The organism is Acidobacteriota bacterium, assembly GCA_034211275.1.
Classification (GTDB): Bacteria; Acidobacteriota; Thermoanaerobaculia; order Multivoradales; family JAHZIX01; genus JAGQSE01.
In genome coordinates this window covers 43,656-58,312 of the sequence record JAXHTF010000009.1, presented here as the reverse complement: position 1 = coordinate 58,312, position 14,657 = coordinate 43,656, and the positions used below count along the sequence as shown (strand labels likewise).

At 69.1% G+C, this 14,657-nt stretch carries 12 protein-coding genes; all 12 read left to right on the top strand.

Annotation, left to right across the window (positions count from 1 at the left end; genetic code table 11):
* Window position 1: 1 nt before the first annotated feature.
* Window positions 2–295: a hypothetical protein gene (locus SX243_03410; GenBank protein ID MDY7091997.1), complete on the top strand. Its 294-nt coding sequence runs from the start codon at window positions 2–4 to the stop codon at window positions 293–295.
* Entirely contained in the window at window positions 292–2,034 is a 1,743-nt protein-coding gene (locus SX243_03405; protein ID MDY7091996.1) for a DUF4157 domain-containing protein, read from the top strand. The genes SX243_03410 and SX243_03405 overlap by 4 nt, the downstream gene beginning before the upstream one ends.
* 281 nt (window positions 2,035–2,315) lie before the next feature.
* Window positions 2,316–3,788, top strand: a complete 1,473-nt coding sequence (locus SX243_03400) for a DUF4157 domain-containing protein (GenBank protein ID MDY7091995.1) — start codon at window positions 2,316–2,318, stop codon at window positions 3,786–3,788.
* Window positions 3,785–4,441, top strand: coding sequence for a hypothetical protein (locus tag SX243_03395; GenBank protein ID MDY7091994.1), 657 nt, complete (start codon window positions 3,785–3,787; stop codon window positions 4,439–4,441). The genes SX243_03400 and SX243_03395 overlap by 4 nt, the downstream gene beginning before the upstream one ends.
* Window positions 4,438–4,836, top strand: coding sequence for a LysM domain-containing protein (locus tag SX243_03390; GenBank protein ID MDY7091993.1), 399 nt, complete (start codon window positions 4,438–4,440; stop codon window positions 4,834–4,836). The genes SX243_03395 and SX243_03390 overlap by 4 nt, the downstream gene beginning before the upstream one ends.
* 6 nt (window positions 4,837–4,842) lie before the next feature.
* The gene (locus SX243_03385; protein MDY7091992.1) at window positions 4,843–5,970 is read left to right on the top strand and encodes a hypothetical protein; all 1,128 of its coding nucleotides are present in this window, start codon (window positions 4,843–4,845) and stop codon (window positions 5,968–5,970) included.
* On the top strand, window positions 5,967–6,482 hold the full coding sequence (locus SX243_03380; protein ID MDY7091991.1) for a phage baseplate assembly protein V: 516 nt from the start codon (window positions 5,967–5,969) through the stop codon (window positions 6,480–6,482). Before SX243_03385 ends, SX243_03380 begins: the two co-directional genes overlap by 4 nt.
* Window positions 6,483–6,522: 40 nt before the next feature.
* Window positions 6,523–6,846, top strand: coding sequence for a hypothetical protein (locus tag SX243_03375; GenBank protein MDY7091990.1), 324 nt, complete (start codon window positions 6,523–6,525; stop codon window positions 6,844–6,846).
* 25 nt (window positions 6,847–6,871) lie between these two features.
* Complete coding sequence (locus tag SX243_03370; protein ID MDY7091989.1) at window positions 6,872–7,228, top strand: GPW/gp25 family protein; 357 nt, start codon at window positions 6,872–6,874, stop codon at window positions 7,226–7,228.
* A 3-nt stretch (window positions 7,229–7,231) separates the two neighbouring features.
* Window positions 7,232–9,874, top strand: a complete 2,643-nt coding sequence (locus tag SX243_03365; protein MDY7091988.1) for a putative baseplate assembly protein — start codon at window positions 7,232–7,234, stop codon at window positions 9,872–9,874.
* Window positions 9,871–12,618, top strand: a complete 2,748-nt coding sequence (locus tag SX243_03360; GenBank protein ID MDY7091987.1) for a putative baseplate assembly protein — start codon at window positions 9,871–9,873, stop codon at window positions 12,616–12,618. The genes SX243_03365 and SX243_03360 overlap by 4 nt, the downstream gene beginning before the upstream one ends.
* The gene (locus SX243_03355; protein ID MDY7091986.1) at window positions 12,615–14,648 is read left to right on the top strand and encodes a phage tail protein; all 2,034 of its coding nucleotides are present in this window, start codon (window positions 12,615–12,617) and stop codon (window positions 14,646–14,648) included. Before SX243_03360 ends, SX243_03355 begins: the two co-directional genes overlap by 4 nt.
* The last annotated feature ends 9 nt before the right edge of the window (window positions 14,649–14,657 follow it).

Sequence of the window (14,657 nt, the reverse complement as noted above, 5' to 3'; positions counted from 1 at the left end):
GATGAAGATCGAGCTGCACATCCAGCGGCTGGTGCTCGAAGGCTTCGAGCCCCATGAGCGGCGTGCCGTGGCTGCGGCGCTCCAGGAGGAGCTGACCCGCCGCCTCGCCGAAGGGGGACTGCCGAAGGGGCTCGCGGCGGCGGTGGAGGCCGCCGGCGCGGAGGGCTCCCAAAGCTCGCCGGAGCGCCTCATCCCACGCCTCGACGCCGGCTCCGTCACCCTCGCCCCGAAAGCGGCGCCGGAGGCTACCGGCCGCGCCGTGGCCGGCCAGGTCCTGCGGAGGATGGGCTCGTGAAAACCGCCGTCACCCAGCAGCGCAGCGGTGCGGGAAACAGCTCCCCCAGCGCCACCACTTCAGCCTTGCTTCAGAGGAAATGCAGCTGCGGGGCCGGTGCGGGGCCTTCCGGAGAATGCCAGCAATGCCAAGAGGAGAAGCTCCAGCGCAAGAGCACCGGCCGCCGCGCCCCGGAGCTGGCGCCGCCCAGCGTCCATCGCGTGCTCCAATCCTCCGGCCAGCCCCTGGACGAGGGAGTGCGGCGCCCCATGGAGCAGCGGCTGGGGCATGACTTCAGCAAGGTGCGCGTCCACACCGACGCCCCGGCGGCGGCTTCCGCCCGTTCCGTGTCCGCCCGCGCCTACACCGTGGGCGAGAAGATCGTCTTCGGCCGGGGAGAGTACCGGCCCCAGACCCCCGAGGGCCGCGGCGTGCTGGCCCACGAGCTGGCCCACGTCACCCAGCAGCGCCCGCTGGGCCGCGGCAGCTCCACCCCCGAGCGCCTGCCGGTGGCTCCGGATCACGGCCCCGACGAAAGGCAAGCGGAGGAACAAGGGGCCCAGCTCGGGAAAAAGGCTCCAGAGCCGGCGGCTCCCACCGGAAAGCCCTCAGCCCGCGGTCAACGGGCTCATCCGGCGGCAGTGCAGCGGCTGACCGCCGGGGAATGGCTGGCCCGCTTCTTCGGCGGCGGCACCTTCAGCGAGCAGCAGCTCCAGGACTATTTGACCTACCTGGACGACAAGAAAAAGCCCATGGACACCATGGCGAGCGACAACATGGCTCGGGAAGTGGTGGGCCACTGGGCCAAGGGCGACGCCAATTACATCCTGTCGGTGGAGCGCAAGATTCTGCTCATCCGCGAGATGCTCCTGGGCTACACCGGCGACGACGACGAGAACGCCATCCTCACCCTGCTCCGCGGCGCCACCTCCCACGAGCTGGCCCGGATCTTCTCCGAAGTGGGCAAGGACAAGCTCGACGGTGCCTTCCAGGGCGCCGAGCAGGATGCTCTCGACGAGCTGGCAAAGAACCGCCAGACAGCGATCCAGGGCCCCCAGGAGGACACCAGCGGCGAGACCTTCGCCGGCAAGGAGATCGTCGCCCTGCAGAAGCGCTTCAAGTCCAACGCCGAGGCCACCAACCGCCTCAACTGCATCCTCATCGTGCGCGAGATGGCGCCTAAGCTCTTCGCCGCCGACCCCACCCTCGCCGCCAGCGTCAAGGCGGAGCTGGGCAAGCTCAAGGGGCTCAAGCTGAAGATGACCGAGGTGGGGAAGGTGATGGCCCAGCTGGGGCTGGCCACCCAAAGCGCCAAGATCAAATTCGACGGTGCCAACGGCGTCAAAGAGCCCACTGCCATGAAGCAGAGCGCCTGGGACACCATCATGGGCATGGTGGGCAATCAGGACGGCTGGCACGTCTTCGGGATGGCGGTGTTCAACGGCTACCACAGCGTCACGGTGCTGGTGGAAAAGCGCGGCAACAGCGTTCAGGTCTATTGGGCCGACCAGTGGAGCATCGATCCCGGTGACGACTTCCACCAGGCCAGCGGCTCGGAGTCTGGCTTCCGGCGCTACGAGAAGGCCGGCTTCGACGAATTCATCAACGAGAAGACCAACGAGTGGTGGAACGACAAGAACGCCGAGGGCAAGCAGTGGGCCGCCACGCTGCACATCTGGAAGTTCCGCTCCGCCTTGAGCGCGCCCTCCGGCTCCACTCCTACCTCCACCCCCAGCAACTCGGGAGGGGGCAACCCGTGAGCCACCGACCCCACTCCGCCAGCCTGGAAGCCCGCAGCGAGCCCTCCCCCTCGCCGACTCCCGTGCTCTCCGTCACGCCGTCCTTGGTCGAGCGCCAATGCGACTGCGGCGGCAGCGGCGGGCCGGGCGGGGAGTGCGAGGAATGCAACAAGAAGAAGCTGCAACGCAAAGCCTCCTCGGGCAGCGGCGATCTCACCGGCCGTGCCCACGGGATTCGCATCAGCTCTCCGTCGGATCCCTCGGAGCGCGAGGCCGACCGAGTCGCCGATCAAGTCATGCGAATGCCCGCAGACTCCGGATCCATCGCCCCAGCCGCACCAAGCATCGGTCAAGGCAAGACCTTCCAGGGCCTGTCCCGGCAAGAGGACTCACCCCTTCCAGCCGAGGAAGAGGAAGAAGAGGGCGTGCCGAATACGGAAGAGAACGCCCGCGAGATGGAGGAATCGAATGTCAGCCCGCAGCTCGAACCGGGAGCGCCGGCTCCCCGAGGGTCGAGACAAGAAAGTCTCCAGCGAGCCCTCGGCGGAAGCGGTGGCGGGCAAGCTTTGGATGCCGGAACTCGTGGCTTCATGGAGAGTCGTTTCGGCCACGACTTCTCGAGGGTTCGGGTCCACAACGACTCCTCTTCCCATGCCGCCGCCCAATCGATCCGAGCCCGGGCTTTCACCCATGGACAAAATATTTTCTTTGCCCAGGGCTCCTACCGACCGGGAACCTCACAGGGCAGAAAACTACTGGCCCACGAGCTCACCCACACGCTGCAGCAGTCCCGTCGGGGCTCAAAGACAACCGTCCAGCGTTCCTATTGTCCGAGCCACTGCGTCAAGCAGATCAAGGCCGGCAAGCTCTGCAAGAGCAAGAAGGTCAAGCGCGACGGCTGCAGCATGAAAGCAGCGTCCGGCAGCGACAACATCAGCCATATCCGAGTCCGCCTCAGCGCCCGCCAGGTCGACATCTTCAAGAATGGGAAACCCAATACGACCTGTGGCAGCAAGGAGTCCTTCGAGTGCACTCCCAACCAGAGTGCAACGCCTCAAGGCAAAGATGTGGTCGGCAAGAAGTGCGGCGAAAAGCACACCAGCTGGAAGCGATACAACATGGCCTGGTTCACCGCCTTCAAGAGCAGCGGCATGGAATTCGGCTTCCACAATTCACAACCTGTAGGGAAGGGGCTGAAATCCCATGGCTGCGTCCGGGTCCGCTGCGACAAGGCGAAGAAGATCCACGATGGATCGGCGAGCAATTGGACCTCCATCGAAGTCGTCAAGAGCGGCAAGGGAACCGCATCCAACAAGTGTGGCTCCGGAAGCGCCGGAGGTACCGCGACGGGCACCACCTACACCGTCGAGGCACGGGATAGCGTCAGCAAGATCGCGAAGAAGTTCGGCGTCACCGAGGACGCCATCGTCGAAGCCAACGACCTGGAAGACCGGCACTCCATCCAGGAAGGCCAGGTTCTGACCATCCCACCTGCCCCAGCCCCCAAGCAACAGCCAAAGCCCGAAGCCGAGACCCCGGAAAAGAAGAAAGAAGAAAAAGCCCCAGAAAAGAAGCCAGAGAAGAAGGAAGAGGAAAAATCCGCCCGTCCCACCAAGAAGGCGTTCCAGTACACGGTCAAAAAAGACGACAAGGTCAGCGTCCTCGCCAAGCGCTTCGGGGTCAGCGAGAAATCCATCGTCGACGCCAACAAGCTCGAGGATCCCGACAGGATCCGTGAGGGCCAGGTCCTGACCATCCCGGAGGAGGGCAAGTGACCACCTTCCCCGGCTCCCCCAAGCTGCTCAAAGGCGGCCTGGTGCTCATCGATCCCGGCAGCTCCGCGGTGCTGCGGGTCATCGCGCTGCAATACAACCCGGTGACCCTGTCGCGCAGCCTGGAGGTCAAGAGCCTGGGCGGCGAAGGAGCTGGCAACCGCTCCGAGGCCCTGCGCCTCACCGGGCCGCCGGTGGAGACCTTCACCCTGGAGGCGGAGATCGACGCCACCGACCAGCTGGAGATCGGCGACGCCACCGCCGGCGAGGTGGGGATTCATCCCCAGCTGGCGGCGCTGGAGATCATGATCTACCCGCGCAGCGCCGATCTGCTGGCCAACGACGCCATGGCGGCGGCGGGAACGCTGGAGATTGCTCCCATGCAGGCTCCTCTGACCCTCTTCGTCTGGGGCAAGGAACGGGTGCTGCCGGTGCGCCTGACCAGCTTCTCCATCACCGAGGAGGCCTTCGACCCCAACCTCAACCCGCTGCGGGCCAAGGTCTCGTTGGGGCTGCGGGTGCTCACCGTCGACGACCTGGGCTTCGACCACAAGGGCGGCAGCCTGTTCATCGTCCACCATCAAGCCAAGGAACGACTGGCGGACCGGGCCGCCTCGGCGGCGCTGGGCGCCCTCGGCCTGGGAGGCATCCCATGAGCGACCCGTTGGAAAAGCTCCTCCAGCCCCTGGGCCTGGAAGCCACCCTCTTCCCTCCCACCAGCCGCTACCACGGTCTCGGGACCCGCACCCTGGAGCGACCACAGGCGACGCGGCCGGGGGACGCTTCCGATACCGCAGGCGCTGATCCGGTGGTCTACCTCGAACGCCGCTTCGTCCCAGCGCCGGAGCGCTTCTCCAACATCGGCACCCACCGGGTCGAGGAAGGAGACCGGCTGGATCTTCTCGCCCACCGGTACTTGGGGGATGCGGAGCAATTCTGGCGCATCGCCGACGCCCACCGGGAGCTCCAGCCGGAAGAGCTGGAACAGCCCGTGGGCCGCAAGCTGCGCATCACCCTGCCGGAAGGCGTTCCCGGGACTCCCCAGGAGTAGAAGACCATGCTCCAGGGCATCAACCTCACCTTGATGATCGGACCGGCGGTGCCGGTGCCGGCGCCTCGGTCCGTGGTGGAAGCCCTGACGGAGGTCGAAGTGCGAGTGCCCACCACCGGCCCCAGCGTCTTCGATCTGCGCTTCTCGCTGGAGAAAAAGTCCCCTCTGGAAACCATCTTCCTGATCTCCGGCGGCGCCGTGCCGCCGCTGCTGCGAGTGGTGCTGGTGGCCACCTTGGGAGGGCTGCCGGAGGTGCTCATCGACGGGGTGGTCACCGAGACCGAGCTCTCTCCTGGATCCGGCGAGAGTCGGCCGACCCTGACGGTGCGCGGCGAAGACCTCTCCCGGGTGATGGACTACATCGAGCTCGACGGCCTGCCCTACCCCGCCATGCCCGCCATGGCGCGGGTGGCGCTGATGCTGGCCAAGTATGCCGCCTTCGGCGTCGTTCCCCTGGTGATTCCGCCGATCCTCACCGACGTGCCCATCCCAGTGGAGCGCATCCCCGCCCAGCAAGGCACGGACCTCGCGTACATCAAGCAGCTGGCCGAGGAGGTGGGCTACGTCTTCTACCTCGAGCCGGGACCGGCGCCGGGCACCAGCTTCGCCTATTGGGGTCCGCTGGTGAAGGTGGGGCCGCCCCAGCCGGCCCTGAACACCGACATGGACGCCCACACCAACGTCGAATCCCTGTCCTTCTCCTTGAACACCGAGGAGAAGAGCCTGCCGGTGCTCTTCGTCCACAACCAGCTGACCAAGATCCCCATCCCCATCCCGGTGCCCGACATCGGCCCGCTGAATCCGCCCCTGGGCCTGGTGCAGCCGCTGCCCAAACGGCTGGAGATGCTCTCCGGCACCGCCCGCATGCCGCCGATGCGCGCCGCCTCCATCGGCCTCACCCGGGCCGCCGAATCCGCCGACGTGGTGCAGGGCAGCGGCAGTCTGGACGTGCTGCGTTACGGCCGGGTGCTCAAGGCCCGGCGGCTGGTGGGCGTGCGCGGTGCCGGCACCGCCTTCAACGGCCTGTACTACGTCTCCAGCGTTACCCACCGCCTCCAGCGCGGCGAGTACAAACAAGACTTCACCCTCACCCGCAACGGATTGATCTCGACCCTCCCCAAGGTACCGGCATGAGCGAAGAAAAAAAGTACTACGGCAAATATCGCGGCACCGTGCTCAACAACGTCGACCCCATGCAGCAGGGGCGCATCCAGGCACAGGTGCCGGACGTCTCGGCGCTTGTGCCGTCCACCTGGGCGATGCCCTGCCTGCCGGCGGCGGGGATCCAGAACGGCCTGTTCACCGTGCCCCCCATCGGCGCCGGGGTGTGGGTGGAGTTCGAGCAGGGGGACCCGGACTTCCCCATCTGGGTCGGTGGGTTCTGGGGCTCCCCCGCGGAGGTGCCGGCGCTGGCCTTGACGGTGCCCCCGGCGGTGCCGGCCCTGACCCTCCAGACCACCCTCGGCAACGGCATGGTGGTGAGCGACCTGCCGGGACCCACCGGCGGCATCATGCTCAAGAGCACCACCGGCGCCACCCTCATCGTCAACGACACCGGCATCTACATCCAAAACGGCAAGGGCGCGTCCCTGGTGATGACCGGCCCCACCGTCACCATCAACAACGGCGCCCTGGTGGTGATCTAAGAGGCCCTGGTGATCTAGGAGAGCTCTAGGAGGAACGACGATGCCCGGATTCTTGCTTCATGTCGGCGCCACGGTGCTGTGCTCCCACGGCGGCCAGGTCCAGCCCACGGTGCCCAATCCGCGGGTGCTGGTGAGCGGCCAGCCCACCGTCGCCCTGGGGCCGCCCTGGGCGGTGGCGGGCTGCGCTCTGCCGCCGCCGCCGGCAGCCAACGGCCCCTGCGTCACCGCTCAATTCGTCTCCTCCGCCACCCGCGTCACCTCCAATGGCCAGCCGCTGTTGCTGCTCGACAGCCAGGCGGTGTGCGCTCCCACCGGTACGCCGGTGATCGTGACGGTGACCCAAACCCGGGTCACCGGGCAATGAGGCTCCAGACGACGAGGAACCCATGATGAATCTGGACTATCCCTACCGCATCGGCTCCGGAGGCCGTACCGCCGTCACCGGCGAGGCGGACCACGTTCGGGACCTCATCGAGCAGCTCCTGTTCACCAGTCCCGGGGAGCGGGTCAACCGCCCTGACTTCGGCAGCGGCGTTCAGCAGCTGCTCTTCGCCCCCGCCAGTAGCGAGCTGGCAGCGTCGCTTCAATTCACCCTGCAGGCGGCCCTGGCCCAATGGCTGGGCAACCGCATCGAGGTGCGGGGCGTGGCGGTGGTGGCCGAAGAGGAGACCCTGCGGCTCACCGTCCGCTACCGTCTGCTGCCTTCCGGCGAGGAGCACAGCGCCGAGCTGGAGCTGGGAGCCTAGACCATGGCCGCACGCTACTACTGCGGAGACGAGGAACGGCGTGCCCGGGTGCGGGCAACGCCGGGCATCGACGGCATCGACTTCCTCGAGGTGCTGGACACCGAGGCGCCGGACGCGCTGGCCCAGAAGCTCCTGGCGGTGCGCCTTCTGGACGGCCCGGTGCCGGCCCTCAGCGCCGAGAACGTGCGCATCGAGGGAGGCGTGCGGGTCACCGCCATCGAGGCCCTGTGGGCCATGCCTCTGCCGGACGTCGCCGGCGCTCCCGGGTCGCTGGTGACGAACCAGGAGAAGAATTTCCTCGCCGCCCACTTCGCCGCCGAGGCCGAGCCCCAGCAGATTCTGATGGTGCGCACCTCCGCCCGGGGCGACTTCTCCCGCTATCGCCTGGTGCTGGTGGAGCCGGTCACCGGCGAGGTACCGCCGGTGGCGGGCTTCGATCCCCGGCTGTCGGCGGTGGACTTCTCCTTCAAGGTGGAGTGCCCGTCGGACTTCGACTGCAAGAGCGACGATCCCTGCCCGCCGGAGGAGCTCACCGAACCACCCATCGACTACCTGGCGAAGGATTACGGCAGCTTCCGCCGCCTGCTCTTCGACCGCCTGTCGGTGACGGCGCCGGAGTGGCAGGAGCGCAATCCGGCGGATCTGGGGGTGGCCCTGGTGGAGCTCATGGCCTACGTCGGCGACCGCCTCTCCTACTTCCAGGACGCGGTGGCCACCGAGGCCTATCTGGGCACCGCCCGCCGCCGCGCCTCCGTACGTCGCCACGCCCGCCTCACCGACTATTTCCTCCACGAGGGGGTCAACGCCCGCACCTTCGTCGCCTTCGACGTCGGCGCCGGGGCCGCCGGGGCGGTGCTCCCCGGGGCCAACCTCGACGCCGGCACCGCGGGCACGGCGGTGCTCACCCGTTCCGTGACGGCAGAGGGTGCGACTTTGCCGCCGGCGCAGCTGAACGCCGCTGCCGGTGCCGGGGCGGTGATCTTCGAGACCCTGGCGGACTTGGAGCTGCACCCCGAGCTGGGGGAGATCCACCTCTACACCTGGAGCGACCGCGAGTGCTGCCTGCCGGTGGGGGCGACGGCGGCGACGCTCCTGGGACCGCTGCCGACGCGGGGTGTCAAGGCGCCCACCGCGGACGACCCGGAACCGAGCCGGCGCAGCCACCGGCTGCAGGGGCCGCCGCTGAGCGATGAAGGCCTGGACTCCGGGCTGGGAGAAGGGGATTTCCTCCTCTTCGAAGAGATCCTCGGTCCGGATACCGGCGCTGCCGCCGACGCCGATCCGGCCCACCGCCACATCGTCCGCCTCACCGGGGCGGTGCAGGGAGTCGACCCCCTGGACGGCACCGAGGTGGTGGAGGTGACCTGGGACGCGGCGGACGCCCTGCCCTTCCCCCTCTGTATCTCCGGCCGCACCGACGCCGCCCACGGCAGCCGCTACCTCGAAGGGGTGAGCGTCGCCCGCGGCAATCTGGTGCCGGCGGATCACGGCCATAGCCTCCAGGGCACGGACCTGCCCCCGGTTCCCGAGGACGATGCCGAGGGCGCTCCGCCCTACCGGCCGGTGCTGGAGGAGCCCGCCCTGACCTTCGCCGCCGCCCTGCCGGGGGATTATTTCTCGCACCCGGAGGACCCTGATCCGCCGGCGGTGCTGGCCCCGGCGGTGACTCTGGCGGACTTCGGGCCGGCGGAGGCGAAGCCCCAACTGCGCTTGGTGGCCGACGGCGAAGTCTGGCAGCCCCGGCGAGACCTGCTGGAGAGCGGCGCCTTCGCCCGCGAGCTGGTGGTGGAGATGGAAGAGGATCGCCGCGCCCGGCTGCGCTTCGGCGATGGAGAGCACGGCCGGCGACCGCTGCCCGGCACCGTCTTCTCCCCCCGCTACCGCGCCGGCAACGGCCTGGTGGGCAATCTGGGGGCCGACGCCCTGACTCAGGTGGTCACCACCCAGGGCGGCATCCGCGGCGTGCGCAACCCGCTGCCGGCAGCCGGAGGCCAGGCGCCGGAGCCCCTGGAGGATGTGCGCCAATACGCCCCCCAAGCCTTCCGCAAACAGCTGCGGGCGGTCACCGCGGCGGACTATGCCGAGGTCTCCGAGCGCCATCCGGAGGTGGATCGCGCCGCCGCCACCTTCCGCTGGACCGGCAGCTGGTACACGGTCTTCGTCACCGTGGACCGCAAGGGCGGGCTGGCGGTGGACAGCGCCTTCGAGGATCGGCTGAGGGAGCATCTGGGCTTCTTCCGCCTCGCCGGCTACGACCTGGAAGTGGACGGCCCGCGCTTCGTGCCGCTGGACGTGGAGCTGGGCATCTGCCTGCGGGACGGCTACTTGCGCACCGACGTCGGGCGGGAGCTGCGGCGGGTATTCAGCAACCGCCTGCTGCCAGACGGACGGCGGGGCTTCTTCCATCCCGACGCCTGGACCTTCCAACAGCCGGTCTACCTCTCCCCCATCGTGGCGGCGGCGAGCGCCGTGGAAGGCGTGGCGTCGGTGACGGTGCGCCGCTTCCGGCGCTGGGGCCGGCCACCGGAGGGGGAGATCGGCGAAGGAGTGCTCGACATCGGCCGGCTGGAGATCGCCCAGCTGGACAATGACCCCAACTTCCCGGAGAACGGCCGGCTCGTCTTCCGGCTGGGAGGCGGAGCATGAGCGACCTCGACCGCCTGCGGACCCGCTGCTCTTGCTGTGACGGGCTCGCCCATCGCACACCGGTGGTGATCGACAACCGCCCCGGACTCGCCGCCCTCGACTACCGGGTGGGCACCCACGGCCGCTTCAAAGCATCCATGCTGTCCGGGGTCTCCGGCCACCCGGCGCTGCGCAGCCTCACCACCCGCCGCGACGACGACCTCACCGTCGCCCTCCTGGACGGCTGGGCGACGCTGTTGGACGTCCTCACCTTCTACCAGGAGCGGCTGGCCAACGAAGGCTACCTGCGCACCGCCGCCGAGCGCCGTTCGCTGCTGGAGCTCGCCCGAGCCATCGGCTACGAGCTGCGCCCCGGGGTCGCCGCCGGCACCTATCTGGCCTTCGATGCCGACGACTCGGAAGGCTCTCCGCCCGAGGCCTTCATCCCCGTGGGCACCCGCGCCCAGAGCATCCCGGGCCAGGACGAGCTGCCCCAAAGCTTCGAGACCGTCGAGGTCATCACCGCCCGCGCCGACTGGAACGCGCTTCTGCCGCGACAGAAGGAGACCCAGTGGATCCAGGGGCCGATCCGGGAGCTGGCCTTCCAAGGCACCGGGCTGGGCCTCGAAGCGGGCCAGCGGCTGCTGGCGGTGCAGGGAGACCAGCGGGAGGCGCTGCGGGTGATGACGGTGCGGGAGATCCAGCCTCCGCCGGCGTCCCAGGATGCGGGGCGCACCGAGGTGACGGTGCTGCCGGTGGATCCCTCCGGCACGGTGATCAACCCCGCCTATCTAGGGGTGCCGGTGGCCTGGAATCCTCCTCCGTCAGGGCCCCTCCCCTTCGACCACGCCAACGTCTCCACCCACATCACCTCCCAGGGCTCTTGGACCGGCGCCGAGCTGGCGGCGCGGCTGGAACGCCTGGGCTGGAACGAGACCCAGCTGGCGGACTATCTCGACGAGCGCCCGCGGCCGGGCCCGTCCACCGCCTTGGAGATCTACGCCCTGCCCCTCAAAGCAAGCTTCTTCGGCCACAACGCGCCGCGCTGGGGCTCGCTGCCGGAGGATTGGCGCAATAGGAGGAAGAACCCCGCCGCGCCCTACCCCCGCCGTTGGAGAGAGGGTCACCGACAGGACATCAATCGCAGGAGCCAGGGAGGATTCATCGATTCCAGCGAGCGCGTGGTCTACCTCGATCAAGGGCAGCCGAAGATCCTCCCCGGCAGCTGGGTGGTCTTCGAGGAGGCGAGCACCAGCACGGCGCGGGGATACAAAGTGGAGAGCGTCAACGAGCAATCCCACTCGGACTTCGGGCTTTCGGGCAAGGCCACGCGACTGAAGCTCGATACCAAGAGTGGCCTCGCCATCTTCGAGTTCCGCACCGCCACCGCCTACGGCGCCAGTCAGCGTCTGGAGCTTGCGGAGGTCCCCGTGGAGGACGACGTGGAGGGTCTCTCCGTCGATCTCGACGGCTACGCCCTGGGGCTCGAAAATGGCCAGCGGGTGGCCCTCACCGGTGAACGCGCCGACCTTCCGGGAGTCGAGGAGACGGAGGTCCGGGTGCTCGCGGAGGTGCGGCATGTGATGACCCGCGGCATCACTCGGCTGCAGTTCACCGAGGAGCTGGAGCACCGCTACCTGCGCACCACGGTGACCCTCAACGCCAACCTCGCCCGCGCCACCCACGGCGAAAGCCGCCGGGAGGTGCTGGGTAGCGGCGACGCCTCCCAACCCTTCCAGCGCTTCGCCCTCAAGCACAAACCGCTGACCTACACCTCCGCCGCCACCGCCAGCGGCGGCGAGAGCACGCTGGAGGTGCGGGTCAACGGCGTGCGCTGGCACGAGTCGCCGGATCTCTACCGCCTCGGTGCCCGGGACCGCAGCTACGTCCTGCGCCGGGAGGACGACGGCACCACCCGGGTGCTCTTCGGCGACGGACGCCGCGGCGCCCGGCTGCCCACCGGCGTGGAGAACATCACCGCCGTCTACCGCAGCGGCATCGGCCTCGGCGGACACCTGGACGCCGGCCGCATCAGCATGCTCGCCACCCGGCCGCTGGGGGTCACCGGGGTCACCAATCCGGTCCCCGCCCGCGGCGCCGAGGATCCGGAAAGCCGCGACGGCGCCCGCCGCAATGCCCCGCTGACGGTGCTCACCCTCGACCGCATCGTTTCCTTGGAGGACTTCCAGAGCTTCGCCCGCAGCTTTTCCGGCGTCGGCAAGGCGCGGTCCGACTGGCTGTGGGACGGCCGGCAGCGGGTGGTCCACGTCACCATCGCCAGCGCCGACGGCACCGTCCTGGAAGAGGACGCCGAGCTCCTCACCACCCTGCGGGAGGCCATGAACGGCCTGCGGGACCCTTTCCAGCCGCTGGTCATCAGCCCCTTCGAAGGTCTGGTCTTTGCCACCCGGCTGCGGGTCAAGGTGCATGCCGACCACCTGCCGGAGGTCGTCCACGGCGCCGTCCGGGAGGCTCTCGAGGAGGGCTTCTCGTTCTCGGCCCGGGAGCTGGTGCAGCCCGTCGCCGCCAGCGACGTGGTGGCGGCGGCCCAGGGAGTCCCGGGAGTGGTGGCGGTGGACCTGGAAGACCTTCGCCACGATCCGCCGCTCAGCGGTCCTTCCGGGGGTCTCGGCGGAGGAGGACGCCTGCTGGCGCTGCCGGCGCGCCTAGGCACGGCGGTGCCGGGCGCCGGAGAACGCCCCATTCTCGGTGCTCAGCTCCTCACCCTGGCACCTCAAGGAATCACCCTGGAGGAGATGCCATGAGCTTCTACACCACGGAACGGCTCTACAGCCTCCTTCCCGCCGTCTATCGCCAGCGCGACGCCGAGCAGGGTTATCCCCTGCGCGATCTGGTAGCGCTGCTGGCGCGGGAGGCGCAGGTCGTCGAAGCGGATATCGCCGGCCTGTACGAGAATTGGTTCGTCGAAACCTGCAGCGAATGGGCGGTGCCCTACCTCGGCGATCTCATCGGCGTGCGACCCCTGGCCCCCACCGGCGAATCCCAGCGCGCCGAGGTCGCCCACACCATCGGCTACCGTCGGCGCAAGGGTACTGCGGCGGTCCTCGAGCAGCTGGCCCGGGACGTCACCGGCTGGCCCGCTGCGCGGGTGGTGGAGTATTTCCAGCTGCTGTCCACGACGCAATTTCTCAACCACCTGCGCCCCACCAACCACCGCACGCCGGATCTGCGGCGGGCGGATCCCCTGGAGCACCTCGACGGCCCCTTCGACCGCGTCGCCCACACCGCCGAGGTCCGCCGCGCACCGCCCCGCCGCGGGCGCTACAACATTCCCTCGGTGGGGCTGTGGCTGTGGCGGCTGGAAGCCTATCCCCTGGCCCGGGTCACTGCCCATCCCGTCGCGGTGCCAGGGAAGGCGGGGCGCTGCTTCACCTTCAGCGCCCTGGGTCACGACGCCCCCCTCTTCCACCTGTCCCTCACCGAAACCGGACCGGAGCACGTCGCCGAAGAGGTCAACGTCCCCACCCCCATCCGCCGCCGGGCCCTGCACCACAGACCGGAGCCGTTCACCGGTGCCGCCGGCAGTCTGCGTGTGTTCAAGGACGGTACGCCGGTGGAAACCGCCGCACTGGGAGCGTGCAATCTGGAGCAGTGGGGCCGCGACCCGGAGGCCGGCACCGTGGGCATCGACCCGGTGTTGGGACGCCTGGTCTTCCCCGAGGGTGAGGAGCCGGCGGATGCTCTGGACGGAGTGCAGGTGACCTACGCCTACGGCTTCCCAGCGGACCTGGGGGGCGGCCCCTACCCGCGCAGCGAGAGCTTCACCCAAATCGATGGCGAGGTGGTGCTGACGGTGGGGGAAGGACAGGCCTTCGCCTCCCCGGACGCCGCCCTGGGCGGCTGGATCGCCGCCGGGCGCCCCTCCGCGGTCATCGAGATCCACGACAGCCGCACCTACCGCCAAACCCCCACCGCCGCCATCCCCGCCGGCCGCCGCCTGGAGATTCGCGCCGCCGAGGGCCAGCGCCCCACCCTCCTCCTCGCCGGCGATCTCAACGTCACCGGCGGAGCCGGCAGCGCCTTCGAGATCAACGGCCTGGTGATCGCCGGCGGCGCTCTCCACGCCGGTGGCAACCTGGATCGCCTGACCCTGCGCCACTCGACCCTGGTGCCGGGTCTCGGCTTCGGCGACGACGGACTGCCGACGGACCCCGGCGCCGCCAGCCTGGTGGTCCCCGGCGGCCAGAGCGAGGTGCTGGTGGAGGATTCGATCCTCGGCGCGGTGGAAACCGCCGACGAAACCGAAGTGCGGTTGGTGGGGTCGATCCTCGACGCCGGGAACCCCGAGGCTCCGGCCTACGGCGGGGCCGCCGGGGCGGACTTCGGTGGTCCGGTGTCCATCTCCCAGTGCACGGTGGTGGGCACCGTGAGCACCCGCCAGCTCACCCTGGGGGAGAACACCCTCTTCCTCGGCCCGGTCACCGCTCAGCGCCGCCAGCAGGGCTGCGTCCGGTTCTCCTTCGTGCCCTATGGCTCGCGGGTGCCGCGACGCTTCCGATGCCAGCCGGAGCTGCCGGAGGGAGTCACCGCCGCCCAGGGCGAGCTCCTCACCGCCCAGGTGCGGCCCATCTTCACCTCTCTGGCCTATGGCCACCCGGCCTACTGCCAGCTGCATTGGCGCGGCCCCGAGGAAATCCTGCGGGGCGCCGACGACGAGTCGGAGATGGGCGTCTACCAGCCTCTTCGGACACCCCAGCGGGAAGACAACCTGCGCACCCGCCTCGATGAATATCTCCCCGTCGGCCTGGAGGCCGGCATTTTCTACGTCACCTGAAGGGAACGA